We start from the raw sequence: 26,274 nt of genomic DNA, 5'->3' as shown, positions 1-26,274 counted from the left end.
CCGCACGCCACATCGGCACGGATGCTGGCGCGCAGCGGCACATGCTCGACGCGCTGGGTTTCGCCAGCGTCGACGCGCTGGTGAAGACGGCGGTTCCCGCATCCGTCCACGCGGTCCCGCGCGCCGGCAGCAGCATCCCGGACGCGGCCACGGAGGCGCAGGCGCTGGCCGAGCTCCGCGCGCTCGCCGATGCGAACCGGCCGGCACGCGCGATGATCGGCCTCGGCTACTACGACACGTTCACGCCGGCGGTCATCGCTCGCAACGTCTTCGAGAATCCGTCCTGGTACACCGCGTACACGCCCTACCAGCCGGAGATCTCGCAGGGCCGGCTCGAAGCGCTGATCAACTTCCAGACGATGGTGACCGACCTCACCGGCCTCGCCACCGCCGGCGCGTCAATGCTGGATGAGGCGACCGCGGTCGTGGAGGGGATGCTGGTCGCGCGCCGCGCCTCGAAGTCCGCGTCTGACGTCTTCCTGGTCGACGCGGATGCGCTTCCGCAGACCAAGGCGCTGCTGCATCACCGCGCCGCCGCCGTCGGCATCGAGATCCGCGAGATCGACACCCGCACCTGGGAGCCGGCCGCCGCATCCGACGCCGTGTTCGGCGCCTTCGTGCAGTACCCGGGAGCCGGCGGTCGCGTGTGGGATCCGACCGAGCTCGTCGCCTCCGTCCAGGCGCAGGGCGGTCTCGTGGTGGTCGCGGCCGACCTTCTCGCGCTCACACTCCTGCGTTCGCCGGGCTCGTTCGGCGCCGACATCGCCGCGGGGACCACCCAGCGTTTCGGCGTCCCGCTCGGCTTCGGCGGACCGCACGCCGGGTACCTCGCCGTGCGCGCGGGACTCGAGCGTCAGCTTCCCGGACGCCTCGTCGGCGTCTCGCAGGATGCGGCGGGCCACCCCGCCTACCGCCTCGCGCTGCAGACGCGTGAGCAGCACATCCGACGGGAGAAGGCCACATCCAACATCTGCACCGCGCAGGTGCTGCTGGCCGTGATGGCTGCGATGTACGCCGTCTACCACGGCCCCGAGGGGCTGCGCGCGATCGCGACCGACGTGGCCCGGAAAACGCAGGCACTCGCCGAGACGCTGCGCGCAGGCGGCCTCGAGGTCGTGCACGACGCATTCTTCGACACACTCCGCGTCGTCGTCCCCGGCACGGCTCAGCGCGTCATCGAGCGGGCCCGTCGCCGCGGGTACCAACTCTTCTTCGCGGACGAGGCGACGGTGGGGATCTCGGTCGACGAGACGACCACGGCCGCCGACCTCGCCGCGGTGGCGGCCGCGTTCGGGCTGCCCGACGAGACCGTCATCGACGTCGAGGGGGCGGTGCCCCTGGCCGGCGTCGTGCCCGACCTCCACCGCCGGGACGAGTTCCTCACGCATCCGGTCTTCCACGCGCACCGCTCGGAGACCGCGATGATGCGCTACCTGAAGACGCTGGCCGACCGCGACTACGCGCTCGATCGCGGCATGATCCCGCTGGGCTCGTGCACCATGAAGCTGAACGCCGCCACCGAGATGGCGGCGGTGTCGTGGCCCGAGTTCTCGCGCGTGCATCCCTTCGCGCCGGAGGCCGACGTGCGGGGGACGCTCGCGCTGATCGAGCAGCTGGAGACCTGGCTCGCCGAGGTCACCGGCTACGACGCGGTGTCGCTGCAGCCCAACGCCGGCTCCCAGGGGGAGCTCGCGGGGCTGCTCGCGATCCGCGGCTACCACCTCGCGAACGACGACGCGGAGCGCACCGTGTGCCTCATCCCGTCGTCCGCGCACGGCACGAACGCCGCATCCGCCGTGCTCGCGGGGATGCGGGTCGTCGTGGTCGCGTGCGACGAGGCAGGCAACGTCGACCTCGACGACCTGCACACCAAGATCGCGCAGCACGCGGACGAACTGGGCGCGCTCATGATCACCTATCCATCCACGCACGGCGTGTATGAGCACGAGGTGCTCGCCATCACGCAGGCCGTGCACGACGCGGGCGGACAGGTGTACATCGACGGCGCGAACCTCAACGCGCTCCTCGGTTTCGCCCGTTTTGGCGACCTGGGCGGCGATGTGTCGCACCTCAACCTGCACAAGACGTTCGCGATCCCGCACGGCGGAGGAGGCCCGGGCGTCGGACCCGTCGCCGCCAAGGCGCACCTCGCCCCCTATCTCCCGTCGCACCCGCTCGCCCAGCGCGCCGACCACGCGGGCGGCTTCGTGTTCGAGGGCGGTCCCGTGTCGGCCGCGCCGTACGGTTCCGCATCCATCCTGCCGATCTCGTGGGCCTACGTGCGGATGATGGGAGCCGCGGGTCTGGGCGAGGCGACCGGTGCCGCCGTGCTGTCGGCGAACTACATCGCCCACCGCCTGAAGGCGCACTTCCCGGTGCTGTACGCCGGCGAGGCCGGGCTGGTCGCCCACGAGTGCATCCTGGATCTCCGTCCCCTCCGCGAGCGCACGGGGATCACGGTCGACGACGTCGCGAAGCGGCTCATCGACTACGGCTTCCACGCGCCGACGATGTCGTTCCCCGTCGCGGGCACGCTCATGGTCGAGCCCACCGAGTCGGAGGACCTCGCGGAGATCGAGCGCTTCATCGAGGCGATGATCCAGATCGCCGCCGAGGCGGAGCAGGTCGGCGCCGGGCGCTGGCCGGCAGCGGACAACCCGCTCGTGGGCGCCCCGCACACCGCGCAGTCGGTCATCGGCGGCGAGTGGACACATCCGTACTCGCGTGAGGAGGCGGTGTACCCCGTTCCCTCGCTCGTTCGCACGAAGTACTGGCCGCCCGTGCGTCGTATCGACAACGCCTACGGCGACCGCAACCTCGTGTGCGCCTGCCCGCCCCCGGAGGCTTTCGCCTGACCCGGGTGCCCTCGCCCGACCCGGGTGCCCTTCCTCCTCGCGGAGGGGTGGGCAGGGCACGGAGGGGCACAGCGGCGAGGGGGCGTTGCGCTCAGCGCAGGGTGCGGGCGAGGGCATGCAGGGCGAGCGCGTCGGGTGTGCGCTCGCGGCGGACGCCGGCCGCATCCAGGATCGCACCGAGACGTTCGGGCTCGCGGACATCGGCCCATCCCCACCGCGCGAAGCCGCGGACCCGGCGACGGATGCGGTTCTCTCGCCGCTTCTCGTCGTGCAGCGCGCGCACCGGGTCGCCGAAGCGTTCGTCGTACTTGAGGAGGCCGTCGGCTTCTCCGACGGCTCCGATGTCCGGCCAGGCGAAGTCGGCGCGGTCGGCGACGCCACCACCACCGTGCACCAGCCACTGCAGTTCGGGTGCCGCGAAGCCCAGCCACTCGATGGCTGCCCGGCTCAGCGACTCGAGCGTCGTCTCGGCGCGCGGATCCGCGCGATGCAGCGCCCATCGGGCCAGTCGACGGCCACGGCTGGAGGATGCGAGCTCGTTATGAGCCACGAGGACCTCCGGCGTCAGGTCCGGATGTGCGCGCAGCGTGGCATCGGCGACGTTGAGGGCGAGCGCGGGATTGCGAACCCGTGCGAACGCGACGACGGTCTCGATGGGACCCGTCGTGAGGATGCCGCCCTCGTCCGTGATCTCGACGCCGCCCCGGCGCGTGTGGATGCGGACCCGCTCCGCTTGCCGTGATGTACCGTCCGCGGGACGAAGGATGTGCACGTCGGCCGCCTCACCGACGAGCGGGATACCGCGCAGCGCCGCCGCCGACTCGAGTGCGAAGACCGCATCCGGCATCTGCAGCGCCACGGCGTGCACGCGGGCGAGATAGCGACCCCAGGGAGCGAGCGCGCTCCACGCGAGCGTCGGGGCGTACACCCCGCGGTGCACGCGCACGATGTCGCCGCGGCGGAGCGCGAGGTCGGGGCGATGCATGTCGTGCGCGCGCAGCAACGGCGCGGGAGAGGGGAGCAGCTGGGCGCCGGTGCGTAGGGGAATGGGCTGGGTCATCGCTCCACGCTGCGCGCGGCGGTCGTTACCGCGTGCGCCGGGTCCCGCATCCGTGTGCAACACCCCGGCCTCGAGCGGTTGTGCAGGCCCGGTCCCGGTGCAACCGCTAGAAGATCCCGGGCCAGAGGGACGCCACGAGGGGGTACCCCACGAAGGCGAACACATCGATGAGGGTGTGCGCGATGACGAGGGGCATCACCCGGCCCCAGCGCCGGTAGCACCAGCCGAACACGACGCCCATCGCGAAGTTGCCGACCACCGAACCCATGCCCTGGTAGGCGTGGTAGGCCCCGCGCAACGCCGCTGTCGCCAGGATGATGGACCACCAGCCCCATCCGAGACGGCGCAGGCGATCGAAGAGGTAGCCGAGGAAGATGACCTCCTCGGTGAGCCCGGCGCGCGCAGCCGAGAGCAGCAAGAGCGGCACGGTGTACCAGGCCGCATCCAGGGGGGAGGCGACGACGCCGACGGTGATGCCCGCGAGGCGCCCGGCCACGTAGAGCGCGATCCCGGGGATGCCGATGATCGCGATCAACGCGACACCGAGTCCGAGATCGCCGCCGAACCGGCGGAAGTCGAGGCCGATCCGTCGCAGCGCGTTGGTGCCCGGTTCCCAGAGGAGGTAGACGACGAGCGCGACCAGCGCGAGCGAGAAGAAGATGTCGAGCAGCTGGTACAGCGCGTCCCACAGCGCTTCGGCGTCGCGCGCCGGGTTGAGCTGGGTCTGCTGCGACGAGATGGCCTGGTTCTCCTGCAGCGAGCGCTGCAGGGTGCGGATGAAGGAGAGCACCGAGTACAGCGCGGACTTGCCGACGGTCACGGCCAGCACGAGCCAGATCTCCCACCGCACGCGTGAGCGGGCGGACCCCGTCGCGCGCGGCGGATCGAAGACCCTCACGGTGCGCCAGAACGGTTCGCGCGCGGGCAGGGTCGTCATCCGTTCAGCTTGGCATAGCGGATGCGGGCCGGTCCCGCTTTCGAAAGCGCTCAGATTGCGCGCATAGGGTGTGTGCGGCTTACGCACACGACCGCGCGCGGCATCCCGGCCGCCGCGGAGAAGGAGGACCGATGCGGCGTCGTGCGCTTGTGACCACCCTGGCTCTGCTCGGACTGCTGGCGGGCACGGTGGTCGGTTGCTCGGCAGAGGAGAACCGCGTCCTGCCGGGCTCGTCCCTGACCGTTGCCACGGCCGCGCCCGTCACCTCTCTCAACCCGTTCGTGCTGGGGCAGGACACCGCTGCCGACCGCGACCTCTCAGCGCTGACGTCGGGCAGCTTCTGGCAACGGGAGGCCGACGGCACCCGCTCGCCGAACGAGAGCTTCGGCACCGTCCGTGTTCTCACGCGCGATCCGCTCACCATCCGGTACACGATGGGCGGCTCGGCCACCTGGTCCGACGGCGCGCCGGTCGATGCCGCGGACCTGTTGCTCACGTGGGCGGCTCGTACGACGCACCGCACGGACGCCGCGGGCGAGACACGCTGGGATGCGGGCGCCGGAGCCGGCCAGGGCCTCGACCTCGTGTCGCAGGTGCCCGAGATCGGTGACGACGGGCGCAGCCTGACCCTCGTCTACGACACGCCCTACTCGGACTGGCAGATCGCCTTCGACGCGCCGCCCGTCGCCGCTCACGTGCTGGTGGATCTCGCCTACCCGGGGCGTTACGCGGATGCGGCGGCGGCGAAGGCCGCGTTCACGGATGCCGTCGACACCGGCGATCTGGACTGGCTCGCACCCGTGTCGCGCGCGTTCCGTGAGGACTTCCGTCTCGACGGCGACGTCCCGGACGGGGCGCACATCACGGCCGGTGCCTACGACATCGCGCGCATCGCCGACGACGGCCGGTCGATCGATCTCACCGCAGCCGATCGTCCCAGCGCCGCGCGCGTCGAGCGGGTGCGGGTGCGCGCGATCCAGGACCCGGCCGAACGCGTCGCCGCCGTTGCCGGCGGCGAGGCCGATCTGGCCGCGGCGGCGGCGGACGAGGACCTCGTCGACGCGGCGGCCGCTGCAGGAGGCTCCCGCGTGTCAGCGGGGGATGCCTTCGACCACCTGGATCTGCAGACGGCGGGCGGGGGAGTGTTCGACCCCGCGTCCTACGGCGGGGATGCGGATCGCGCGCACCGCGCCCGCACCGCGTTCCTGACCACGGTTCCGCGAGAGCAGATGCTGGACGACCTCGTCCACCCCCTGCTCGCCGATGAGCCCCTGCGCCAGGGCATGGTCGAGGCGACGGGGCCACGGCTCTCCGCGTCGCCCTCGTCGACACCCGAAGGTGCGGCCCCGCAATCGACGGATGCGGCCGGACTGACCGTTCGTGTGCTCTACCCGGCGGGCGATGCGCGCCGGGCCGCGGAGTTCGCCCTCATGTCCGAGTCCGCATCCCAGGCGGGCGTCACCCTCGTCGATGTCGCCTCGTCCGACTGGATGCGTGTGCTGAGGGACCAGCCGGACGCATACGACGCCGCCCTGTTCGCCTGGAGTCCCGACCCCGCGGCAATCGTCGCGCAGGCGACGGTGTTCCACACAGCGGCGGCGCAGAACGTGTACGGCTGGAGCGACGAGGAGATCGACGCGCTGGTCGTCGACGCGTCCTCCGCCCTGGACCGAACGCAGCGCGACGCGCTTCTGTCCCGACTGGACGAGGCCGTGTCCGATGAGGCGTGGGCGCTACCGCTGTTCGCCGTACCGCAGCTCACGGTGTGGTCCGACGCGCTCGCGGGGCCTCCGGCCGAGGCGCCGAGCGACCGCATCCTCTCCTTCTTCGCGACGTGGCAGCCCTCGGCCGATGCCCCGAGGTCGAGCGGGGAATAGTTCCGGCCCGCGCGGCCTGCTGTCGTGGGCGGGCTTGAGCAATCTGCTCGGTTCACGAGGGGGTTCGTTAAGGGTGTGTAACTATTCGCGCGGTCGTTTTGACCAAGCAGTGGGTCGTGCTTAGTGTTTCGGTATCCGCGGCACGATGCTTTCACAGCTCGTCGTGCCTGCATCATCCCTTTTCCAGGAGGAACAGTGAAGCGCAGCAAGATCGCTCTCGCGAGCGTGGCGCTGGCCGGTATCGGGGCTCTCGCCCTGGCCGGCTGCGCGAGTGGCGGCTCGGACGAGCCGACCTCTACCGGTGGCGACGCCGGTGCCATCATCAAGGTCAACGGTTCGGAGCCGGAGAACCCGCTCTTCCCGGCCAACACGAACGAGACCGGCGGCGGCAAGATCGTCGACTCGATCTACGCAGGCCTGGCCTACTACGACGGCGAAGGCAACATCGTCAACGATGTCGCCGACTCGATCACCGTCGACGACGCCAACACCATCACGGTGAAGCTCAAGGAGGGCCAGAAGTTCAGCAACGACGAGGCCGTCACCGCCGACAGCTTCATCAAGGCCTGGAACTACGGCGCTCTGAAGTCGAACGCCCAGAAGAACGCTTCCTGGTTCTCCGACATCGAGGGCTACAGCGAGGAGACCGACTCCGAGCTCACCGGTCTGACCAAGGTCGACGACACGACCTTCACGATCAAGCTCTCCAACCCCGTCGCCGCCGACTTCGTGCAGCGCCTGGGCTACTCGGCGTACTACCCGCTTCCCGAGGTCGCCTTCGAGGACCCGACCGCCTTCGGTGAGAACCCGATCGGCAACGGCCCCTACAAGCTGGCCAGCGAGGGCGCGTGGCAGCACGACGTCGAGATCAACCTCGTGAAGAACGACGCCTACACCGGTGGCCGCGAGGCCAAGAACGGTGGCCTGGACATCGTCTTCTACGCCAACCTGGACGGCGCCTACGCCGACCTCCAGTCGGGCAACCTCGACGTCCTCGACGCGATCCCCACCAGCGCACAGGCGACCTTCGAGTCCGACCTGGGCGAGCGCGCGGTCAACCAGCCCGCCGCGATCTTCCAGTCGTTCACGATCCCGGAGAGCCTCGCGCACTTCTCGGGCGAAGAGGGTCAGCTGCGTCGTGAGGCGCTCTCGCTCGCGATCGACCGCGACGCGATCACGAAGACCATCTTCAACGGCACGCGTACGCCGGCCAGCGACTTCTCGTCGCCGGTCATCGGTGGATGGTCCGACTCGCTCGAGGGCGCCGACGTCCTCAAGTACAACCAGGACAAGGCGAAGGAGCTGTGGGCCGAGGCCGACAAGATCTCGCCCTGGAGCGGCACGTTCCAGATCGCGTACAACTCCGACGGCGGCCACCAGGCCTGGGTCGACGCGACCACGAACTCGATCAAGAACACGCTCGGCATCGATGCGTCCGGCGCTCCGTTCGTCGACTTCGCTTCGCTGCGCACCGAGGTGACCAACCGCACGATCACCACCGCGTTCCGCACCGGTTGGCAGGCCGACTACCCGGGTCTGTACAACTTCCTCGCTCCGCTGTACGGCACGGGCGCATCCTCGAACGACGGTGACTACTCGAACCCCGAGTTCGACAAGCTGCTCGCCTCCGGCGCGGCTGCTGACAGCGTCGACGCGGCCACGGCCGACTACGAGAAGGCTCAGGAGATCCTGCTCAAGGACCTCCCCGCCATCCCGCTGTGGTACTCGAACGTGAACGGCGGGTACGCTGACACGGTTCAGAACGTCGTGTTCGGCTGGAACTCGGTTCCGCTGTACTACCAGATCACGAAGGGCTGATAGCTCTTCTGATCGCGACCGCGAGGCGGTGACGATCCCGTCACCGCCTCGCGGCCTGTCCAGAGACCTGCGTCCGCGTCACCACGCGGGCGCCGGTCTCTCGTCGGGCGGGGGGTTCTTGCACCGATCGTGCGAGGATACTCCTCGGCCACTTTCTCGGAGGGAGAGAGGATGCTCGCTTACATCCTCAGACGCATCCTGCAGGTGATCCCGGTGTTCCTGGGATCCACACTGCTCATCTATTTCCTCGTCTTCGCGATGCCGGGAAACCCGATCCTGGCTCTGTTCGGCGACAAGACGCCGAGCCAGTCGGTCATCGACGCACTCGAGGCGCAGTACCACCTGAACGAACCGTTCATCGTGCAGTACTTCTACTACATCACCGGCATCTTCCAGGGAGACCTGGGCAACACGTTCTCGGGCCAATCGGTCAATGACGTCCTCGCCCGAACGCTGCCGGTGACCGGTCGTCTCGCGGTGATGGCCATCGGCATCGAGTTCTCGCTCGCCATCATCATCGGCACGGTGTCGGCCCTGCGTAAGGGCAAGATCTTCGACAACGTCGCACTCGTCATCTCGCTGCTGTTCGTCGCGATGCCGATCTTCGTCCTCGCCTTCCTCGCGCAGTACTTCCTCGCCCTGCAGTTCGGCTGGTTCAAGCCGACGGTCGGTGGGAACAACAACTGGGGCGACCTGTGGCTGCCGGCACTGGTGCTGGGGTTCAGCCTCTACGCCACGAGCATGCGACTCATGCGCGGCTCGGTCATCGACACGCTGAACCAGGACTGGGTGCGTACGGCGTACAGCAAGGGCCTGCCGCGTCGACGCGTCATCCCCGTGCACGTGCTGCGCAACTCGCTCATCCCGGTCATCACCAACTCGGCCACCAACTTCGGTGTCCTGCTGGTGGGTGCCACCGTCACCGAGGCGATCTTCAACGTCCCCGGCGTCGGCAACACGCTCTTCCAGGCGACGTTGCGCCACGAGGGTCCGACGATCGTGTCGTTCGTCACCGTCTTCGTGATCATCTACGTTCTCGTCAACCTGGTGATCGACCTGCTCTACGGTCTGCTCGACCCGAGGATCCGCTATGTCAAGTAACTCCGAACTGCCGACGCATTACGTCGCCGAGGTCAAGGACGCGTCGCTGACGGTCGACGCCGTCCGCATCGCCGACGAGAAGCCCTCCAGCCTCTGGCGGGATGCGTGGCGCGACCTGCGCAAGCGCCCCACCTTCTGGATCTCGCTCGCCGTCGTCGCCTTCATCCTCTTGATGGCCGTGTGGCCGACGCTGTTCACCCAGACGCCGCCCAATGACGACTGCCAGCTGTCCAACAGCAACGGCGGCCCGGCCGCGGGTCACCCGCTGGGGTTCACGTTCCAGGGGTGCGACATCTATGCGCGCATCGTGTGGGGATCCCGCACGTCGCTCTCGGTCGGTCTGCTGTCGACCCTCATCGGATCCTCGATCGGTCTGATCATGGGCGCGCTGGCCGGCTTCTACGGCGGATGGCTCGACTCGCTGCTCTCCCGCGTCGGCGACATCTTCTTCTCGATCCCCTACATCCTGGCCGCCGTCGTCGTGATGAGCGTGTTCTCCGACTTCCGCAACGTGTTCACCCTCGCCATCGCGATCGGTGGATTCTCGTGGGCTTCGACCGCCCGCGTCGTGCGCGCCGAGGTGTTGCGCGTCAGGCAGGCGGACTTCGTGACCGCATCGCGGGCTCTCGGGCAGTCGCGATTCCGCACGATGCTCTCGCACGTCGTACCCAACGCGATCGCGCCGCTGCTGGTCATCTCGACCCTCAGCCTGGCGGCGGCCATCGTCGCCGAGGCGACGCTGGCGTTCCTGGGTGTCGGCCTCGGCTCCGACGTCATGTCGTGGGGCCGTGACATCTCCGAGGCGCAGCAGTCGTTGCGCATCGCTCCGATGGCGCTCATCTACCCGTCGATCGCGCTGACGCTCACCGTCCTCGCGTTCATCCTCCTGGGCGAGCTGATCCGCGACGCCCTCGACCCGAGAGCGAGGGCCCGCCGATGAGCGAGAGCGCCGCAACCCCGTTGCTCAGCATCCGCAACCTCCGCGTCGCCTTCGACACCCAGTCGGGCAGCCGAGAGGTGCTCCACGGTGTGAACCTCGACGTGTTCCCCGGCGAGACGGTCGCGATCGTCGGCGAGTCCGGTTCGGGCAAGTCCACCACCGCCTCCGCGGTCGTCAACCTGCTCCCCGGAACCGGACACGTCACGCAGGGCAGCATCACGCTCGACGGGCGTGAGTTGACCGGCCTCAGCCGCACCCAGATGGAGCGCCTGCGCGGTCGGGAGATCGGCTACGTGCCGCAGGACCCGATGTCGAACCTCAACCCGGTGTGGTCGATCGGCTTCCAGGTCAAGGAGGCGATCCGTGCGAACGGTATCGCCACCGGCCGCAAGGAGGTCACCCAGCGGGCGATCGAGGTGCTGCAGCAGGCCGGACTCGCTGATGCGGCCAAGCGCCTGCACCAGTACCCCCACCAGTTCTCGGGCGGTATGCGCCAGCGCGCGCTCATCGGCATCGGCCTCGCGGCCGACCCGAAGCTGCTGATCGCCGACGAGCCGACGTCCGCACTGGACGTCACGGTCCAGCGCGTCATCCTCGACCACATGGCGAAGCTCACGCGGGAGAAGGGCACCTCGGTGCTGCTGATCACGCACGACCTGGGTCTTGCGGCCGAGCGCGCCGAAAAGATCATCGTCATGCAGAACGGTGAGATCGTCGAGTCCGGCCCGAGCCGTGAGATCCTCCAGAACCCGTTGCATCCCTACACGCAGCGCCTCGTGGCGGCGGCTCCCTCGCTCGCCTCGCAGCGCATCCAGGCGCGTGCGGAGAGTCGGGGCATCGAGACGACCGACGACATCGAGGGTCTCGCTCCCGCGATCCGCGTGACCGACCTGACCAAGGAGTACAAGATCCGCCAGGGCGGCTTCCGCAGCGAAGCCTTCCGTGCTGTCGACGGTGTCTCGTTCGAGATCCCGCGCGGCAAGACGCTGGCCCTGGTCGGCGAGTCCGGATCGGGCAAGTCCACGGTCGCGAAGATGGTGCTGAAGCTCGAGGATCCCACCGCGGGGTCCATCGAGATCGACGGCACCAACATCGCGAGCCTCTCCAATCGGCAGGCCTTCGCGCTTCGTCGTCGGATGCAGCCGGTGTTCCAGGACCCGTACGGCTCGCTCGATCCGCTCCGCAACATCGGCAACACGATCGCGGAGCCGATGGAGATCCACAAGGTCGGCGACGGCGCCTCCCGTCGTGAGCGCGTGCGTGAGCTGCTCGACCAGGTCTCGCTCCCGCAGGAGCTGGCGACCCGTTACCCGAACGAGCTCTCCGGTGGTCAGCGTCAGCGCGTGGCCATCGCCCGCGCGCTCGCACTCAAGCCCGACATCGTCGTGCTGGATGAGGCGGTCTCGGCCCTCGACGTGCTGGTGCAGGATCAGATCTTGCAGCTGCTCGCCGAGCTGCAGTCCGAGCTCGAGCTGACCTACCTCTTCATCACCCACGACCTCGCCGTCGTGCGTGTGGCCGCCGACATGGTCGCGGTGATGGAGAAGGGGCGCATCGTGGAGCAGGGCACGGTCGACGAGATCTTCGCCAACCCGGCCGAGGAGTACACCCGCCGCCTGCTGGATGCCATCCCCGGCGCGACCATTCCCCTCGGAGGCGGCAACTGAACCGCACCGTCTACCGGTCGACGTCGGCGACCGTCGGGATCATCATCTCGGCGGTCGCCGCCGCCTTCCTCCTCGGCGACGCGCTGATCCGCGCCGGGCTCGTGAGCGCGCTGCTGCTCGCCCCGTGGATCCTGCTTGCGCTGTGGGGGATCTACGTCGGCGTCTTCGCGTCCAGCGTGACCAGCTCCGCCGACGGTCTGCGCGTGCAGAACTTCCTGCGCATCACCCGCATCCCCTTCTCCGCGATCGCCGACATCCGCATGCGCTACCAGCTCGTCATCGAGACGACCGAGGGGCGCACGCTCACCTGCTACGGGGGACCGGTCTCCGCCCGCAGCGGCGCGCGCCGTTCTCCGAGCGACGACCGGCCCGCGGCCGGCTCGCAAGACGCCGAGCGCATCATCGACGACTGGCATTCGGCCCTCGAGCCCACCGCCGTGCCCGCCCCGGTACGGCGGATGTGGGACCTCCCGGCGCTCGTGGCGCTCATCGCGCTGGTGGTCTGGGCGGGCATCGCCGTCGCGGTCGTCGGGGCCGGCTGACCGTCTCACAGTCGCCTGCGGTAGACTGAAGGGCCCGGAGTCCCGGGTCACCCTCCCTCACTGCAAGGAAACCTGTATGGCGCGCGCCCTCCGCTCCGATCTGCGTAACGTCGCGATCGTCGCCCACGTCGACCACGGCAAGACGACTCTCGTCGATGCCATGCTCCGTCAGACGGGCTCGTTCGGTGAACACGCGCACGTCGAAGAGCGCGCGATGGACTCCAACGACCTGGAGCGTGAGAAGGGCATCACGATCCTCGCCAAGAACACGGCGATCACGTACAACGGCATCCACACCGACAGCCCGATCACGATCAACGTGATCGACACCCCGGGTCACGCCGACTTCGGCGGCGAGGTGGAGCGCGGCCTGTCGATGGTGGACGGTGTCGTGCTGCTCGTCGACGCCTCCGAGGGGCCGCTTCCCCAGACTCGCTTCGTGCTGCGCAAGGCGCTCGAGGCGAAGCTGCCGGTCATCCTGCTCGTGAACAAGACCGACCGCCCCGACGCACGCATCGCCGAGGTCGAGGAGGAGGCTCACGACCTCCTGCTGGGTCTGGCCTCCGATCTCCAGGACGACGTTCCCGACCTCGACGTCGACGCGCTGCTGGACGTTCCCGTGGTCTACGCCTCCGGCCGCGCCGGCGCCGCGTCGCGCACGCGCCCCGAGAACGGGTCGCTGCCCGACAACGAAGACCTCGAGCCGCTGTTCGAGGCGATCCTCGAACACGTGCCGGCGCCGTCCTACGACGACGAGGCACCGCTGCAGGCGTGGGTGACCAACCTCGACTCCAGCCCGTTCCTCGGCCGCCTGGCTCTCCTGCGCGTCTTCAACGGCACCCTCAAGAAGGGTCAGACCGTCGCGTGGGTCCGCCACGACGGTTCGCACTCCAACGCGCGCGTGACGGAGCTGCTCAAGACCAAGGCGCTCGAGCGCTTCCCGGCCGAGTCCGCCGGCCCCGGTGACATCGTCGCCATCGCCGGATTCGAGGACATCACGATCGGTGAGACGATCGCCGACCCCGAGGATGTCCGCCCGCTGCCGGCCATCACGGTCGACGACCCGGCGATCTCGATGACGATCGGTACGAACACCTCGCCGCTCATGGGCAAGGTCAAGGGCCACAAGCTCACGGCGCGCATGGTGAAGGACCGCCTCGACCGGGAGCTCATCGGTAACGTCTCGCTCAAGGTCGTCGACATCGGCCGCCCCGACGCCTGGGAGGTCCAGGGCCGCGGTGAGCTGGCGCTGGCGATCCTCGTCGAGAACATGCGTCGTGAGGGCTTCGAGCTCACCGTCGGCAAGCCCCAGGTCGTCACGAAGCGCGGCGAGGACGGCAAACTGAAGGAGCCGTTCGAGCACCTCACGATCGACGCTCCCGAGGAGCACCTCGGCGCGATCACGCAGCTCATGGCAGCTCGCAAGGGCCGCATGGACAACATGACGAACCACGGCACCGGATGGGTCCGCATGGAGTTCGTCGTCCCCTCGCGCGGCCTCATCGGCTTCCGCAGCGAGTTCCTGACCATCACGCGCGGCACGGGTATCGCGAACGCGATCTCCCACGGCTACGACGACTGGGCCGGCTCCATCACGACGCGTCAGAACGGCTCGATCGTCGCCGACCGCCAGGGTGTCGTCACCCCGTTCGCCATGATCGCGCTGCAGGAGCGGATGAGCTTCTTCGTCCAGCCGACCGAGGAGGTCTACGAGGGCATGGTCATCGGCGAGAACTCGCGCGCCGACGACATGGACGTCAACATCACCAAGGAGAAGAAGCTCACGAACATGCGTTCGTCGACCTCCGACTCCTTCGAGTCGATGACGCCGCCGCGTGTGCTGACCCTCGAGGAGTCGCTCGAGTTCGCCCGCGACGACGAATGCGTCGAGGTCACCCCCGAGAAGGTGCGCATCCGCAAGGTCGTGCTCGACGCGACCGAGCGCGGCCGTGCCGCATCCCGTCTGAAGCGCCAGGACGCAAACGCCTGAGTCGGACTCAGCGGACCTCGGAGACGAGAACCGCACTGGTATCGCGGGTGAGCGCCTCGAAGACGTGAGGCGCATCCCCGCGATACCGGAGGTAGTCGCCCGGCGAGAGTTCGACGGGGGAGTCCGCCGGCCCTGCGGCCGCGCGTCCGGTGATCAGCACGACGTGCTCGACGGTGCCGAGCGTGTGCGGCCGCGACCGACGCGGTTCGCCCGGCTCCGCGCGAAGCAGGTAGAGGTCGCTGCGCGAGTTCGGCGAGCCCGCCGCGAGCAACAGGGCGCTGTAGGGCGAGTCCGCCGCGCGGATGCCGTCGCCCGCCCCCGCACGGATGAGGCGCAGTCCGTCGTCGGGCTCTTCGACGAAGACCGCGAACGGCACGCCCAGAGCCGTCGCGATCGCCCAGAGCGTCTCCACGCTGGGGTTGCCGGCGCCTGACTCGAGTTGCGAGATCGTGGCCTTTCCCACTTCGGCCCGGCGGGCCAGTTCGGAGATACTCATCCCCGCGCGTTCCCGTTCGCGGCGGAGCGACCGTGCGATGCGTGGACCGATGCTCTCCATTTGTTCAGTATGACGTACGAGCGTTCGGTTTGACGAACGTTCTCCCCGACGGACATCATGTGGTGATGGATGTGGAGAGCCTGCCCGACCCCGGCCGCCGCGCGGTGCGCCAGGGTCTTGCGGTCGCCCTGGCGACGAGTGCGTACGGCATCTCCTTCGGCGCCCTCTCGGTCGCTGCCGGCCTCGATGTCTGGCAGACGTGCGTCCTGAGCCTGCTCATGTTCACCGGCGGATCGCAGTTCGCCTTCGTCGGTGTCATCGCCGCCGGAGGGATCGCTGCCGCGCCCGCGGCGATCGCCTCCGCGGCGCTCCTCGGGGTGCGTAACGTCGCGTACGGCATGCGGCTGTCGCCGCAGTTCGACGGAATGTGGCGCAAGATGGCCGCTGCCGGGTTCACGATCGATGAATCGACCGCCGTCTCGCTCGCGCAGACGGATGCGCGTGCCCGCGCTCTCGGATTCTGGGTCACGGGCGTCGGCATCTACGTCGGCTGGAACATCTCGACGCTGGCGGGTGCGCTCCTGGGCGACGTCCTGGGGGACCCGCGCGCGTACGGACTGGATGCCGCGGCCGCCGCGGCCTTCCTCGCGCTGCTGTGGCCGCGCCTGGTGGGCAGACAGGCCATCGCCGTCGGCATCGCCGCGGCCGTGGTCGCGACGGTCCTCACGCCCGCGCTCATGCCGGGTGTTCCCGTGCTGATCGCCGCCCTCGTGGCGGTCGTCGTCGGGTGGGGCGATCGCTCCGGGGCGAAGGCGGCGTCGTGACGTTGTGGAACGCGGTCGTTCTCGCCGCGGTGATCTGCCTCGCCCTCAAGGCCGTGGGATACGCCATCCCGACGCGCTTCGTCGAAGCACCGAGGCCCGCCCGTATCGCGGATCTGCTGACCGTCGCCCTGCTGGGTGCGCTGGTCGCCGTGCAGGCACTCGGAGCGGGACAGGCGATCGTGCTCGATGCTCGCCTGCCCGCGCTCCTGGTCGCCGCCGGCCTCCTCGCGCTCCGCGCCCCGTTCCTCGTCGTCGTGGTCGCGGCCGCCGCCGTCGCGGCGCTGCTTCGTCTGGTTGGCTGGGCGGCCTGAGACGACTCCCATCCCCGACGACTAGGATCCCGGGGTGGGCTCGCTTGCATCTCGTATCGCCGCCTGGGCGATCGCACTCGTCGTCGGGGTCGTCTACGGCGCCGCCGGATCCTTCGCGCATGCGGCATTCATCGGACCGGCGCCGATCGGACTCCTGCTCGGGGTGATCGGGGCCGGTGCGCTGCTGATCGCCGTGCGGCTGCTGACGGGGGACAGGTGGGCGACCCTCGCGGCAGCGCTGGGCGTCATGGTCATCACGTACGTGTTCGCCCAGCCGTCGACGGGCGGGTCGGTGTTGTTCACCGTGGCGCACGAGACGCTCGCGCTGATCTGGATGGGCGCCGTCCCGCTGGTGGCAGCGGTCGTCGTGGCGTGGCCGCGCGCGCCCCGACGGGCAGTCGAGGCGAACTAGACTGGTCCCGTGACGTATGTGATCGCCCTTCCGTGCGTCGATGTCAAGGATCGTGCCTGCATCGACGAATGCCCCGTCGACTGCATCTATGAGGGCGATCGCTCGCTCTACATCCACCCCGACGAGTGCGTGGACTGCGGCGCCTGCGAGCCGGCCTGCCCCGTGGAAGCCATCTACTACGAGGACGACCTGCCGGAAGAGTGGCAGGACTACTACAAGGCGAATGTCGAGTTCTTCGACGACATCGGCTCGCCCGGTGGTGCCGCCAAGGTCGGCGTGATCCACAAGGACCACCCGGTCATCGCCGAGCTGCCGCCCCAGGGCGAGTGAACGCCTAGATGAGCGTCGCCGACCTCGCCGACTATCCCTGGGACGCCGTCGCGCCGTACGCCGAGGCCGCGCGCCGTCATCCCGACGGCATCGTCGATCTCTCGATCGGCTCTCCTGTCGACCGCACCCCGGCGGTCGTCGAGGCCGCCCTCGCGGCCGCGACCGACGCGCATGCCTATCCGCAGACGGTGGGTACGCCCCCGCTGCGCGAGGCGATCGTCGACTGGTACGCGCGCCGCCGCGGCGTCGCGGATCTCACCATCTCGCACGTGCTGCCGACCGTCGGTTCGAAAGAGCTGGTGGCCCTGCTTCCGCTGCTGCTCGGGCTCGGCGTGGGAGACACCGTCGTGCATCCGGTCGCCGCGTATCCGACCTACGAGGTCGGAGCACGCCTGGTCGGGGCGACGGCGGTGGCCGCAGACGACCCGGCCTCGTGGCCGGAGGGCACGAAGCTCGTCTGGATCAACTCTCCCGGCAACCCGGACGGACGGGTGTGGAGCGTCGTCGAGCTGCGTCGGGCCCGCGAGCGGGCCCGAGAGCTCGGCGCGGTGCTCGTGTCGGACGAGTGCTACGCCGAGCTGGGATGGGAAGCGCCGTGGGCGGATGCCCCCGTGCCCTCGGTCCTGGATCCCGCCGTGGTCGCCGGCGATCTGTCCGGCGTGCTGTCGGTCTACTCGCTGAGCAAGCAGTCCAATCTCGCCGGCTATCGTGCCGCCTTCCTCGCGGGGGATCCCGCCCTGGTCGCACGGCTGCTGACGGCGCGCAAGCACCTGGGGCTCATGCTGCCGGCCCCCGTGCAGGCCGCGATGGTGGCCGCGCTCGGTGACGACGCCCATGTCGTCGCGCAGAAGGAGCGCTACGGTGCCCGGCGGGCGGTGCTCAAGCCGGCCGTGGAGGCCGCAGGTTTCCGCGTCGACCGCAGCGAAGCCGGACTCTATCTCTGGGCGACGCGCGGCGAGGATGCGTGGGAGAGCATGGCCGCCCTCGCGGGTCTCGGCATCCTGGCCGGCCCCGGACACTTCTACGGACCGCACCATCCGCACCACATCCGACTGTCCCTCACGGCGACGGATGAGCGGATCGCGGCGGCGGCGGCGCGCCTGCACGCCGCAAGTTCGTAGCTTTTCTCCTACGGATCGCACGTTCCTTTGGCGCCAGTCACCGTAGGCCGCTGCCACGGCTAGGCTGTAATCGCAGGGGCGCGCCGACACGTAGCGTGCCCGGGCGGGTCGCCACCGGGCGACCGAGGATCCCCACCTTTCGCCGACGATCCATCGCAAGGAGGCGCCGTGACCGAAGCCGGCTCGCAGCAGAAGACCGCACGTCTGACCGTCGCAGAGCACACCGCGGAGCTGCCTGTGCTGACGGGCACGGACGGTGCGCCCAGCATCGATGTGTCGTCGCTGACGCGTCAGACCGGACACACGACCCTCGACTACGGGTTCGTGAACACCGCGGCGACCAAGTCCGCGGTCACCTTCATCGACGGCGACGAGGGCATCCTCCGCTACCGCGGGTACCCGATCGAGCAGCTCGCGAAGAACTCGACGTACCTCGAGGTCGCCTGGCTCCTCATCTACGGCGAGCTGCCCAGCGCGAGCGAGCTCGAGGACTTCGACAACCGCATCCGGCGTCACACGCTGCTGCACGAGGATCTGAAGCGCTTCTTCTCGGCGCTGCCGCACACCGCGCATCCCATGTCCGTGCTGTCGGCCGCCACGGCGGCGCTCTCGACCTACTACGAGAACCAGTCGGATCCGCACAACCCCGAGTTCGTCGAGCTCAACACCATCCGGATGCTCGCGAAGCTTCCTGTGATCGCGGCTTACGCGCACAAGAAGAGCGTCGGCCAGGCCTTCCTGTATCCCGACAACTCGCTCAGCTTCGTCGACAACTTCCTGAAGCTCAACTTCGGCGTGCTCAGCGAGCAGTACCAGATCAGCCCCGTGATGTCGCGGGCGCTCGAGCGCCTGCTGATCCTGCACGAGGACCACGAGCAGAACGCCTCGACGTCGACGGTGCGTCTGGTGGGATCCACCGGGGCGAACATCTTCTCCTCGGTCTCGGCGGGTATCAACGCCCTCTCCGGGCCGCTTCACGGCGGTGCGAACGAGGCCGTGCTCGACATGCTGGGCCGCATCCGTGACTCCGGCGAGAGCGTGCAGCGCTTCGTCGAGCGGGTCAAGAACAAGGAAGACGGCGTGAAGCTCATGGGCTTCGGACACCGCGTGTACAAGAACTACGACCCGCGCGCGAAGCTCGTCAAGGAGTCCGCCGACGAGGTGCTCGCCGAGCTCGGCGTCAGTGACCCGCTGCTGGATCTCGCGAAGGAGCTGGAGGAGATCGCCCTGCGCGACGACTACTTCATCTCCCGCCGGCTATACCCGAACGTCGACTTCTACACCGGCGTCATCTACAAGGCCATGGGCTTCCCGACCCGGATGTTCACCGTGCTGTTCGCGATCGGTCGCCTTCCGGGGTGGCTCGCGCACTGGCGCGAGATGAACCAGGACCCGCAGACCAAGATCGGCCGCCCCCAGCAGCTGTACGTGGGGGCCCCCGAGCGCAACTACCCGGGCGTGGGCTGACGATGCCGCGGCTTCTCGTGCGGCCGCCGTCTTCGCGGCTGGCCGAGGGGGAGCTCACGCACCTCGAGCGAGTCCCGGTGGATCCCACGCTCGCGCGCGAGCAGTGGGAGGCGTACGTGGACGTGTTCCGCGCTCGCGGCTGGGAGATCGTGCCGGTCGCCGAGGCGGACGAGCAGGCGGACGGCGTGTTCGTCGAGGATGCCGTGGTCGTGTTCGGCGATCTGGCCGTCCTCTGCCGCGCCGGAGCCGACTCGCGCCGGGGTGAGCGCCCGACGATCGAAGCCGCGACCGCGCGGACCGGACTGCCGACGGCGGAGATCGTCGCCCCGGCGACACTCGACGGCGGCGATGTTCTGAAGATCGGCCGCACCGCGTACGTGGGCCTGTCGGCGCGCACGACCGAGGACGCCGTGGTGCAGCTGCGCGCACTGCTCGCACCTCGAGGGTGGGACGTGCAGGGTGTTCCCGTGACGCGGGTCCTGCACCTGAAGTCGGCAGTGACCGCGCTTCCGGACGGCACCGTCATCGGCTACCCGCCGCTGGTGGATGACCCCGACGCGTTCCCGGCGTTCCTCGCGGTTCCCGAGGAGCACGGCACGGCTGTGGTGGTGCTCGACGAGAACACCGTGCTCATGTCGGCGGACGCCCCGGCATCCGCTGCCCTCTTCCGGGAGAGGGGCCTGGAGGTCATCACGACCCCGGTGACCGAGTTCGAGAAGCTCGAGGGCTGCGTCACCTGTCTGTCGGTGCGGCTGCGCGACTGACGCCGTCAGCGCTCCAACGTGGCGGCGTAGTCGGGGACCATCGCGTCCAGGCTGCGCGGCGGACGCTCGTATCCGCGTGAGGCGGGTCGCTCCGGGATCTCCACGGTTTCGTGCGGGATCGGCTGCCAGGGGATCTGCTCGAGCAGGTGATGGATCATGTTGATCCGACCACGACGTTTGTCCTCGTTGTCCACCTCGTACCAGCGCGCCTCGGGGATGTCGGTGTGCACGAGCATCGCGTCCTTCGCCCGGGAGTAGTCCTCCCACTTGGTGATGGACAACACGTCGTTCGGGCTCAGCTTCCAGCGCCTCATCGGGTCGCTCGCCCGCGAGCGGAAACGCGCCTCCTGCTCGACGTCGGACACGCTGAACCAATACTTGAGCAGCAGGATGCCGTCTTCGACCAGCATCCGTTCGAACAGCGGCGCCTGGCGCAGGAACCTCTGGTACTCCGCATCCGTGCAGTAGCCCATGACCCGCTCGACGCCGGCCCGGTTGTACCAGGAGCGGTCCATCAGCACGATCTCGCCCGCCGCAGGCAGGTGGGGGACATAGCGCTGGAAGTACCACTGCGACTTCTCGCGATCCGTGGGCGTCGGCAGAGCCACGATGCGACTGACGCGGGGGTTCAGGTACTCCGACACCCGCTTGATCGTCGAGCCCTTGCCCGCAGCGTCGCGGCCCTCGAAGATCACCACGACGCGCGCCCCGGTCGCCTGCACCCATGCCTGCATGTCGACGAGCTGAGCCTGCAGACGAGCGAGCTCGCGCTCGTAGAGCTTCTTCGGCAGCCGCGCCGCGCTCATGCGTGCAGCGCCTCGTTGAGGGTGACTCCCACGCCCGCGCGTCGCACGGCCTCGATCGCCCCGGTCACCGAGTTCCTGCGGAACAGGATGCCGTCGCGTCCGGACAACTCCGCGCCCTTCACGACGGGCCGTGTGCCGTCGGCGCGCGGCTGCTCGTCGGCGAGGACGATCTTCGATCCGGCGGTGACGTAGAGGCCGGCCTCCACGACGCAGTCGTCGCCGAGGGAGATGCCGATGCCCGCGTTCGCGCCGAGGAGCGTGCGAGACCCGATGGAGACCCGGTGGGTGCCACCGCCCGAGAGGGTGCCCATGATCGACGCCCCGCCTCCGATGTCGCTGCCGTCACCGACGACGACGCCCTGGGAGATGCGACCCTCGACCATGGAGGCGCCCAGGGTGCCGGCGTTGAAGTTGACGAATCCTTCGTGCATGACCGTGGTGCCGGGGGAGAGGTAGGCGCCGAGGCGCACGCGCGAGGCATCGGCGATGCGCACCCCGGGCGGGGTGACGTAGTCGAGAAGCCGCGGGAACTTGTCGAGGCTGTGCACCTGGATGCCGGCGCGGGTCAGCGCCGGGCGCAGGCGCTCCGCGTCGGCGGGAAGCATCGGCCCCGCGGTCGTCCACGCGACGATCGGCAGGTGCCCGAAGATGCCCTCGAGGTTGATCTCGTTCGGCGCCACCACACGGTGGGAGAGGGCATGCAGACGCAGATAGGCGTCGACCGTGGATGCGGGAGCCGCATCCACATCGATCGTCAGCTCGACGGGAGCGACCGTGACCTGACGGCGGGCGTCTGCGCCGGCGAACTCCGCGAACTCGGCGGTCGAGCCGGCCTGCGCCTCGGCCGCCACTGTCGGGAACCACGCGTCGAGAACGGTGCCGTCCTCACTCGTCGTCGACAGACCCGTGCCCCACACCGTGCGCTTCATGCTCATCTCCTCAGGTTATCGGCCCGAGGAGCCTCGATAGACTGAGCTCATGCCCGTGCTGGATCTGTCCGCGTCCGCCGTCGAGCTCACGCAGGCGATCTGCGACATCCCGAGCGTCTCCGGCGATGAGGCGACGCTGGCGGACTCCATCGCCGCCGCCCTCGCGCCCCTGCCGCACCTCGAGGTCTTCCGCGACGGCGACACCATCATCGCCCGTACCCGTCTCGGCAGACCGCAGCGTGTCGTGATCGCCGGGCACATCGACACGGTTCCGCTGAACGACAATCTCCCGACCCGCCTGATCGACGACGAGGGCGAACCGACCCTCTGGGGGCGCGGCACAGTCGACATGAAGGCGGGCGTCGCGGTTCAGCTGAAGCTCGCCGCCGAGCTCACCGATCCCCGCGTCGACATCACCTGGATGTGGTACGACCACGAAGAGGTGGAGGCCTCCCTCAACGGGCTCGGCCGTGTGGCGAGCCTGCGCCCGGACCTCTTCGAGGCCGACTTCGCGATTCTGGGCGAGCCCTCGAACGGCCAGGTCGAGGGAGGCTGCAACGGGACGCTGCGCGTCGTGGCGCGCACGCACGGCGTCCGGGCCCACAGCGCTCGCGCCTGGGTGGGGGAGAACGCGATCCACGCCGCTGCTCCGATCCTCACCCGCCTCGCCGCTTACGAGCCGGCGACGATCGACGTGGAGGGACTCGCCTACCGCGAGGGTCTCAACGCCGTGCGCGTGACGGGTGGCGTGGCAGGTAACGTCATCCCCGATCTCTGCGAGGTCGAGATCAACTACCGCTTCGCGCCGAGCAGGTCGGTGGCCGAGGCGGAGGCCCACGTGCGCGACGTGCTCGCGGGCTTCGAGGTCGAGCTGACGGACTCGTCCGCGGGCGCCCGGCCCGGTCTGGACGCTCCCCTCGCCCAGGAGTTCGTGCGCGCGGTCGGTGCCCAACCGCATCCGAAGTACGGATGGACGGATGTGGCGCGCTTCTCGGCGCTGGGTGTGCCCGCGGTGAACTACGGCCCGGGGAACCCGAGTCTGGCCCACCACGACCAGGAGCGCGTGCCGATCGCGCAGATCGAGGACGTCGAGCGCGGACTGCGCACGTGGCTGAGCACCTGACGCGCGTCGGCCGCTGGCCGGTCGCCGCGCGGATCGGTCTGATCTACGTCGCCGCCCGTCTGGTGACGCTGGGCTTCTTCGCCCTCGCCTCCGCCTTGTCGACCCCGGCATCCCGGTTCGGCGTCGATCCCGGCATCGGCAAGCTGCTCATGGGCTGGGACGCGCAGTGGTACTGGGTCGTCGCCGCCAACGGGTACCCCTCGCCGCTGCCGTTGACCGAGGCGGGCCAGGTCGCCGAGAACGCGTGGGCCTTCCTGCCGCTGTACCCGTGGCTGTCGCAGGGTGTGGGTCTCTTCGTCGGCGGATGGCCCGTAGCGGGTCCTCTCGTCGCGCTCATCGCCGGCTACTTCGCGGCGCTCGCGTTCTATCGCCTGATGCGCCGTCGGCTGGACCGCTCGACGTCGACCTGGGCGGTCGTCTTCTTCGTGGCGGGGCCGCTGGCCGCGCTCTTCCAGATCGCGTACGCGGAAGCGCTGTTCCTCCTGTGGCTGATGCTGGCGCTGGACGCCCTGCTCCGGCGCCGTTACGTCTGGCTGTACCTGCTCATCCCTCTCATGGGGTTCACGCGCCCCGGCGTCCTCGCCTTCGCTCTCACGCTCGGGCTCGTCGGTGTCTGGCGCTGGCTGCGCAGGCGCGCGGATCCGCTTCCCGCGCGCGAGGTCGTGCACCTGGTCGCCCTCGCCGCCCTGGCGAGCGTCGTGGGTTTCTCGTGGCAGGTGATCGCGGCGGTCGCCACGGGCGACCCGGGCGCCTACCTGGCGACGGAGCTCGCGTGGCGACGCAACTGGATCCCGGATGCGGCCGCGCACTTCTTCCCGTTCGACGGCTTCCTCGCGGGAACCGCCTTCTGGGCGCGGCTGTGGGGGTGGCCGCTGTGGCTCGGGTTCGCGCTGCTGGCGGTGATCGTGCTGGCGGTGGGCGCCGTCCTGCTGTTCGCGCCGGGAGTGCGCCGGCTCGGGATGGAGATGCGGTTGTGGTCAGCGAGCTACCTGCTCTACCTGCTCGCCGTCTTCTTCCCGCAGTCGAGCACCTTCCGGCTGCTCGTCCCGCTCTCGCCCCTGTGGGGCGCCGTCGCGGTCGGGCGCCGTCCGGCCTGGCGCATCGGCGTGCTGGTCGCCGGGCTGGCCGGGCAGTGGTGGTGGATCTACAACATGTACGCGCTCGGGAACACGCTCTGGCAGATCCCCTGAGTGAGCGGGCGACGGCTCGTTATGCTCGGCGACATGAGTGAGACGCGCAAGCCCGTGCCCCGCAGGGCACTATGGACCGTCGTCCTCTGCGTCGGGCTGATGGCCGTTCTGTGCGGGGTGGCCGCCCTGGTCACGTTCTTCGTTGCCGGCGAGCTCTACTGGTCGGCGGTGCCCGGTCTTGTCGGTAGCCTGCTGGGTGGGGGAGTGTGCACCTACGCGGCTATCCATAGACTCCGCGAATCTCGATAGGGGACAGCGGTGAGAGCGGTGGCGGGGCACATCGCGCTCCGTGTTGCAGAGAACACGCTCTGGCAGATCCCCTGAGGACAAGCGTCGGGCGCGCTCTCACGCACGATAAACTGGGAACTCACCATTGACGAAGAGGAGCCACGATGGCAGCCATGAAGCCGAGAACCGGAGACGGGCCGATGGAGGCTGTGAAGGAGGGGCGCCTGATCATCGTTCGTGTTCCGCTCGAGGGCGGCGGGCGTCTTGTGGTGTCGGTCAACGACGCCGAGGCCAAGGAACTGCACGACGTGCTCGCGGGGGTCGTCGGCGCCTGAGCTGTTCACTTCCTGCTTCACTGCGGTCGGTCCTTCGGGACCGACCGCAGTGGCGTATCAGTGGTTCTCGTCGATCGTCGTGAGCTGGAGGAGACCCTCGCCGACGATCGACAACGCGCCGATGACCGCGGGCGAGGACTGCGTCTCCTGGATGAGCGACCGGTAGGCGGTCGTCACGGGATCGCGACGCACGGGGTCGGCGACGGCGCCGCCGGCGAGGATGCGGGGCACGAGCACGAGCCCGCCCGGACGCACGAGACGCAGGCCGTGTTCCACGTATTCGATCACGCCGTCCGCATCCGCGTCGACGAGCACGATGTCGTAAGAGGCTTCGTTCATCCGCGGCAGGACGTCGGAGGCGCGGCCGGTGATGAATCGGGCGCGAGCCGGCGCGATACGCGCGTCTGAGAACGCTCGACGGGCGGCCTGCAGGTGCTCGGGCTCTTTGTCGATGGTCGTGAGGATGGCCCGCGGTGCCCCGTGCATGAGCCACAGCCCTGACACGCCCGCACCCGTGCCGATCTCGACGATGTTGAGGGCGCGTGAGACCTGGGCGAGCAGTGCGAGCTGCGCACCGATCGGGGGGCTCACCGGATCCGCACCCAGTTCGAGGGCGTGCGTGCGTGCGCGGGCGATCGCGTCGGGTTCGACGGTCGCCTCGCGAGCGAAGCGGTCGCTCGCGTCGTGTCCGGCCATGGTGTTCCTCCTCGGCAAGCCTACGGGCGCCGGTGGGCGGCGGCGGTCAGGCGCGGCGGTAATCTGAAGGCATGGTGTTCGGGCTCACGATCGAGAAGCTGCTGGTGATCGCCGTGATCGCCGCCTTCCTCATCGGGCCCGAACGTCTGCCCCGCTACGCCGAGGCCCTCGCGCGGTTCACGAACCGCTCCCGCGAGTTCCTGCGCGGTGCGCGCAGTCGCGTGAAGGACGAGATGGGTCCCGAGTTCGACGAGGTGGACTGGCGCAAGCTCGACCCGCGTCAGTACGACCCGCGACGCATCATCCGCGAGGCGCTGCTCGACGATCCGCCGACGGCGACCGTGCGTGCGGCCGGCGCCGCGGCGGCCATGACCGTGTCGACGACCCGCGCGGCGGAGAGCTTCGATCTGGAGTCGGGGGAGCGGCCCCCGTTCGACGACGAGGCGACCTGACGC

The 26,274-nt window shown here is 69.4% G+C and carries 25 protein-coding genes; 19 read left to right on the top strand and 6 right to left on the bottom strand.

Annotated elements, in window-relative coordinates:
- Positions 1-41: 41 nt before the first annotated feature.
- Complete coding sequence (gcvP, locus tag EHF32_RS06475) at positions 42-2,855, top strand: aminomethyl-transferring glycine dehydrogenase (RefSeq protein ID WP_238343835.1); 2,814 nt, start codon at positions 42-44, stop codon at positions 2,853-2,855.
- Between the two features lie 91 nt (positions 2,856-2,946).
- Here the strand turns inward: gcvP and EHF32_RS06470 are convergent, their stop codons facing one another.
- On the bottom strand, positions 2,947-3,915 hold the full coding sequence (locus EHF32_RS06470; RefSeq protein ID WP_137417421.1) for a hypothetical protein: 969 nt from the start codon (positions 3,913-3,915) through the stop codon (positions 2,947-2,949).
- A gap of 106 nt (positions 3,916-4,021) precedes the next feature.
- Positions 4,022-4,852: a CPBP family intramembrane glutamic endopeptidase gene (locus tag EHF32_RS06465; protein ID WP_137417420.1), complete on the bottom strand. Its 831-nt coding sequence runs from the start codon at positions 4,850-4,852 to the stop codon at positions 4,022-4,024.
- Positions 4,853-4,983: 131 nt separating this feature from the next.
- On the opposite strand from EHF32_RS06465, the gene EHF32_RS06460 reads away from it, so the two are divergent.
- The 7 genes from EHF32_RS06460 (at position 4,984) to typA (ending at position 14,787) form a co-directional block, all read left to right on the top strand.
- Positions 4,984-6,729, top strand: coding sequence for an ABC transporter substrate-binding protein (locus tag EHF32_RS06460; protein ID WP_137417419.1), 1,746 nt, complete (start codon positions 4,984-4,986; stop codon positions 6,727-6,729).
- 195 nt (positions 6,730-6,924) lie between these two features.
- Complete coding sequence (locus tag EHF32_RS06455) at positions 6,925-8,547, top strand: peptide ABC transporter substrate-binding protein (RefSeq protein WP_137417418.1); 1,623 nt, start codon at positions 6,925-6,927, stop codon at positions 8,545-8,547.
- Between the two features lie 171 nt (positions 8,548-8,718).
- On the top strand, positions 8,719-9,648 hold the full coding sequence (locus EHF32_RS06450) for an ABC transporter permease (protein WP_137417417.1): 930 nt from the start codon (positions 8,719-8,721) through the stop codon (positions 9,646-9,648).
- A complete protein-coding gene (locus EHF32_RS06445; RefSeq protein WP_137417416.1) occupies positions 9,638-10,588 on the top strand; it encodes an ABC transporter permease in 951 nt (316 codons plus the stop codon). Before EHF32_RS06450 ends, EHF32_RS06445 begins: the two co-directional genes overlap by 11 nt.
- Positions 10,585-12,255: a dipeptide ABC transporter ATP-binding protein gene (locus EHF32_RS06440; protein WP_137417415.1), complete on the top strand. Its 1,671-nt coding sequence runs from the start codon at positions 10,585-10,587 to the stop codon at positions 12,253-12,255. The genes EHF32_RS06445 and EHF32_RS06440 overlap by 4 nt, the downstream gene beginning before the upstream one ends.
- A gap of 101 nt (positions 12,256-12,356) precedes the next feature.
- Positions 12,357-12,797: a PH domain-containing protein gene (locus tag EHF32_RS06435; RefSeq protein ID WP_161594067.1), complete on the top strand. Its 441-nt coding sequence runs from the start codon at positions 12,357-12,359 to the stop codon at positions 12,795-12,797.
- 76 nt (positions 12,798-12,873) lie between these two features.
- Positions 12,874-14,787, top strand: a complete 1,914-nt coding sequence (gene typA, locus EHF32_RS06430; protein WP_137417413.1) for a translational GTPase TypA — start codon at positions 12,874-12,876, stop codon at positions 14,785-14,787.
- A gap of 7 nt (positions 14,788-14,794) precedes the next feature.
- On the opposite strand, the gene EHF32_RS06425 is transcribed toward typA, so the two are convergent.
- Positions 14,795-15,283, bottom strand: a complete 489-nt coding sequence (locus EHF32_RS06425; RefSeq protein WP_443189860.1) for a helix-turn-helix domain-containing protein — start codon at positions 15,281-15,283, stop codon at positions 14,795-14,797.
- Positions 15,284-15,408: 125 nt separating this feature from the next.
- Here EHF32_RS06425 and EHF32_RS06420 point away from each other — a divergent pair, with 125 nt between their 5' ends.
- The 7 genes from EHF32_RS06420 (at position 15,409) to ddaH (ending at position 20,512) form a co-directional block, all read left to right on the top strand.
- Positions 15,409-16,107, top strand: a complete 699-nt coding sequence (locus EHF32_RS06420) for an AzlC family ABC transporter permease (protein ID WP_137417411.1) — start codon at positions 15,409-15,411, stop codon at positions 16,105-16,107.
- Positions 16,104-16,418 carry an AzlD domain-containing protein gene (locus EHF32_RS06415; RefSeq protein WP_137417410.1) on the top strand — a complete coding sequence of 105 codons (315 nt, stop codon included), beginning with the start codon at positions 16,104-16,106 and terminating at the stop codon, positions 16,416-16,418. Before EHF32_RS06420 ends, EHF32_RS06415 begins: the two co-directional genes overlap by 4 nt.
- 34 nt (positions 16,419-16,452) lie before the next feature.
- Positions 16,453-16,830 carry a DUF6113 family protein gene (locus EHF32_RS06410; RefSeq protein ID WP_137417409.1) on the top strand — a complete coding sequence of 126 codons (378 nt, stop codon included), beginning with the start codon at positions 16,453-16,455 and terminating at the stop codon, positions 16,828-16,830.
- Positions 16,831-16,839: 9 nt separating this feature from the next.
- Positions 16,840-17,160 carry a ferredoxin gene (gene fdxA / locus EHF32_RS06405; protein ID WP_137417408.1) on the top strand — a complete coding sequence of 107 codons (321 nt, stop codon included), beginning with the start codon at positions 16,840-16,842 and terminating at the stop codon, positions 17,158-17,160.
- A gap of 8 nt (positions 17,161-17,168) precedes the next feature.
- Positions 17,169-18,281, top strand: coding sequence for a succinyldiaminopimelate transaminase (gene dapC, locus EHF32_RS06400; protein WP_137417407.1), 1,113 nt, complete (start codon positions 17,169-17,171; stop codon positions 18,279-18,281).
- Between the two features lie 168 nt (positions 18,282-18,449).
- On the top strand, positions 18,450-19,748 hold the full coding sequence (locus EHF32_RS06395; RefSeq protein WP_137417406.1) for a citrate synthase: 1,299 nt from the start codon (positions 18,450-18,452) through the stop codon (positions 19,746-19,748).
- A 2-nt stretch (positions 19,749-19,750) separates the two neighbouring features.
- Positions 19,751-20,512 carry a dimethylargininase gene (gene ddaH, locus EHF32_RS06390; RefSeq protein WP_137417405.1) on the top strand — a complete coding sequence of 254 codons (762 nt, stop codon included), beginning with the start codon at positions 19,751-19,753 and terminating at the stop codon, positions 20,510-20,512.
- A 5-nt stretch (positions 20,513-20,517) separates the two neighbouring features.
- On the opposite strand, the gene ppk2 is transcribed toward ddaH, so the two are convergent.
- Both ppk2 and dapD read right to left on the bottom strand, forming a co-directional pair.
- Positions 20,518-21,318, bottom strand: a complete 801-nt coding sequence (gene ppk2, locus EHF32_RS06385; protein ID WP_137417404.1) for a polyphosphate kinase 2 — start codon at positions 21,316-21,318, stop codon at positions 20,518-20,520.
- Entirely contained in the window at positions 21,315-22,253 is a 939-nt protein-coding gene (gene dapD, locus EHF32_RS06380) for a 2,3,4,5-tetrahydropyridine-2,6-dicarboxylate N-succinyltransferase (RefSeq protein WP_137417403.1), read from the bottom strand. Before dapD ends, ppk2 begins: the two co-directional genes overlap by 4 nt.
- A gap of 43 nt (positions 22,254-22,296) precedes the next feature.
- Between dapD and dapE the strand changes: the two genes are divergently transcribed.
- The 3 genes from dapE to EHF32_RS06365 all read left to right on the top strand — a co-directional run bounded on the left by dapE (position 22,297) and on the right by EHF32_RS06365 (position 25,123).
- Positions 22,297-23,370, top strand: coding sequence for a succinyl-diaminopimelate desuccinylase (gene dapE, locus EHF32_RS06375; RefSeq protein ID WP_137417402.1), 1,074 nt, complete (start codon positions 22,297-22,299; stop codon positions 23,368-23,370).
- Positions 23,355-24,560 (top strand): hypothetical protein, encoded by a 1,206-nt coding sequence (locus EHF32_RS06370; protein ID WP_137417401.1) that lies wholly within the window; start codon positions 23,355-23,357, stop codon positions 24,558-24,560. Before dapE ends, EHF32_RS06370 begins: the two co-directional genes overlap by 16 nt.
- Before the next feature lie 392 nt (positions 24,561-24,952).
- Positions 24,953-25,123: a DUF3117 domain-containing protein gene (locus EHF32_RS06365; protein ID WP_137417400.1), complete on the top strand. Its 171-nt coding sequence runs from the start codon at positions 24,953-24,955 to the stop codon at positions 25,121-25,123.
- Positions 25,124-25,180: 57 nt separating this feature from the next.
- On the opposite strand, the gene EHF32_RS06360 is transcribed toward EHF32_RS06365, so the two are convergent.
- Positions 25,181-25,819: an O-methyltransferase gene (locus tag EHF32_RS06360; protein ID WP_137417399.1), complete on the bottom strand. Its 639-nt coding sequence runs from the start codon at positions 25,817-25,819 to the stop codon at positions 25,181-25,183.
- 71 nt (positions 25,820-25,890) lie between these two features.
- Between EHF32_RS06360 and EHF32_RS06355 the strand changes: the two genes are divergently transcribed.
- Positions 25,891-26,271 (top strand): Sec-independent protein translocase TatB, encoded by a 381-nt coding sequence (locus EHF32_RS06355; RefSeq protein ID WP_137417398.1) that lies wholly within the window; start codon positions 25,891-25,893, stop codon positions 26,269-26,271.
- Positions 26,272-26,274: the final 3 nt, after the last annotated feature.

Origin of the sequence: Microbacterium sp. RG1 (assembly GCF_005347485.1) — a bacterium.
Classification (GTDB): Bacteria; Actinomycetota; Actinomycetes; order Actinomycetales; family Microbacteriaceae; genus Microbacterium; species Microbacterium binotii_A.
Note: the sequence above shows the minus strand (reverse complement) of the source record. Positions and strands in the feature narration are given on the sequence as shown.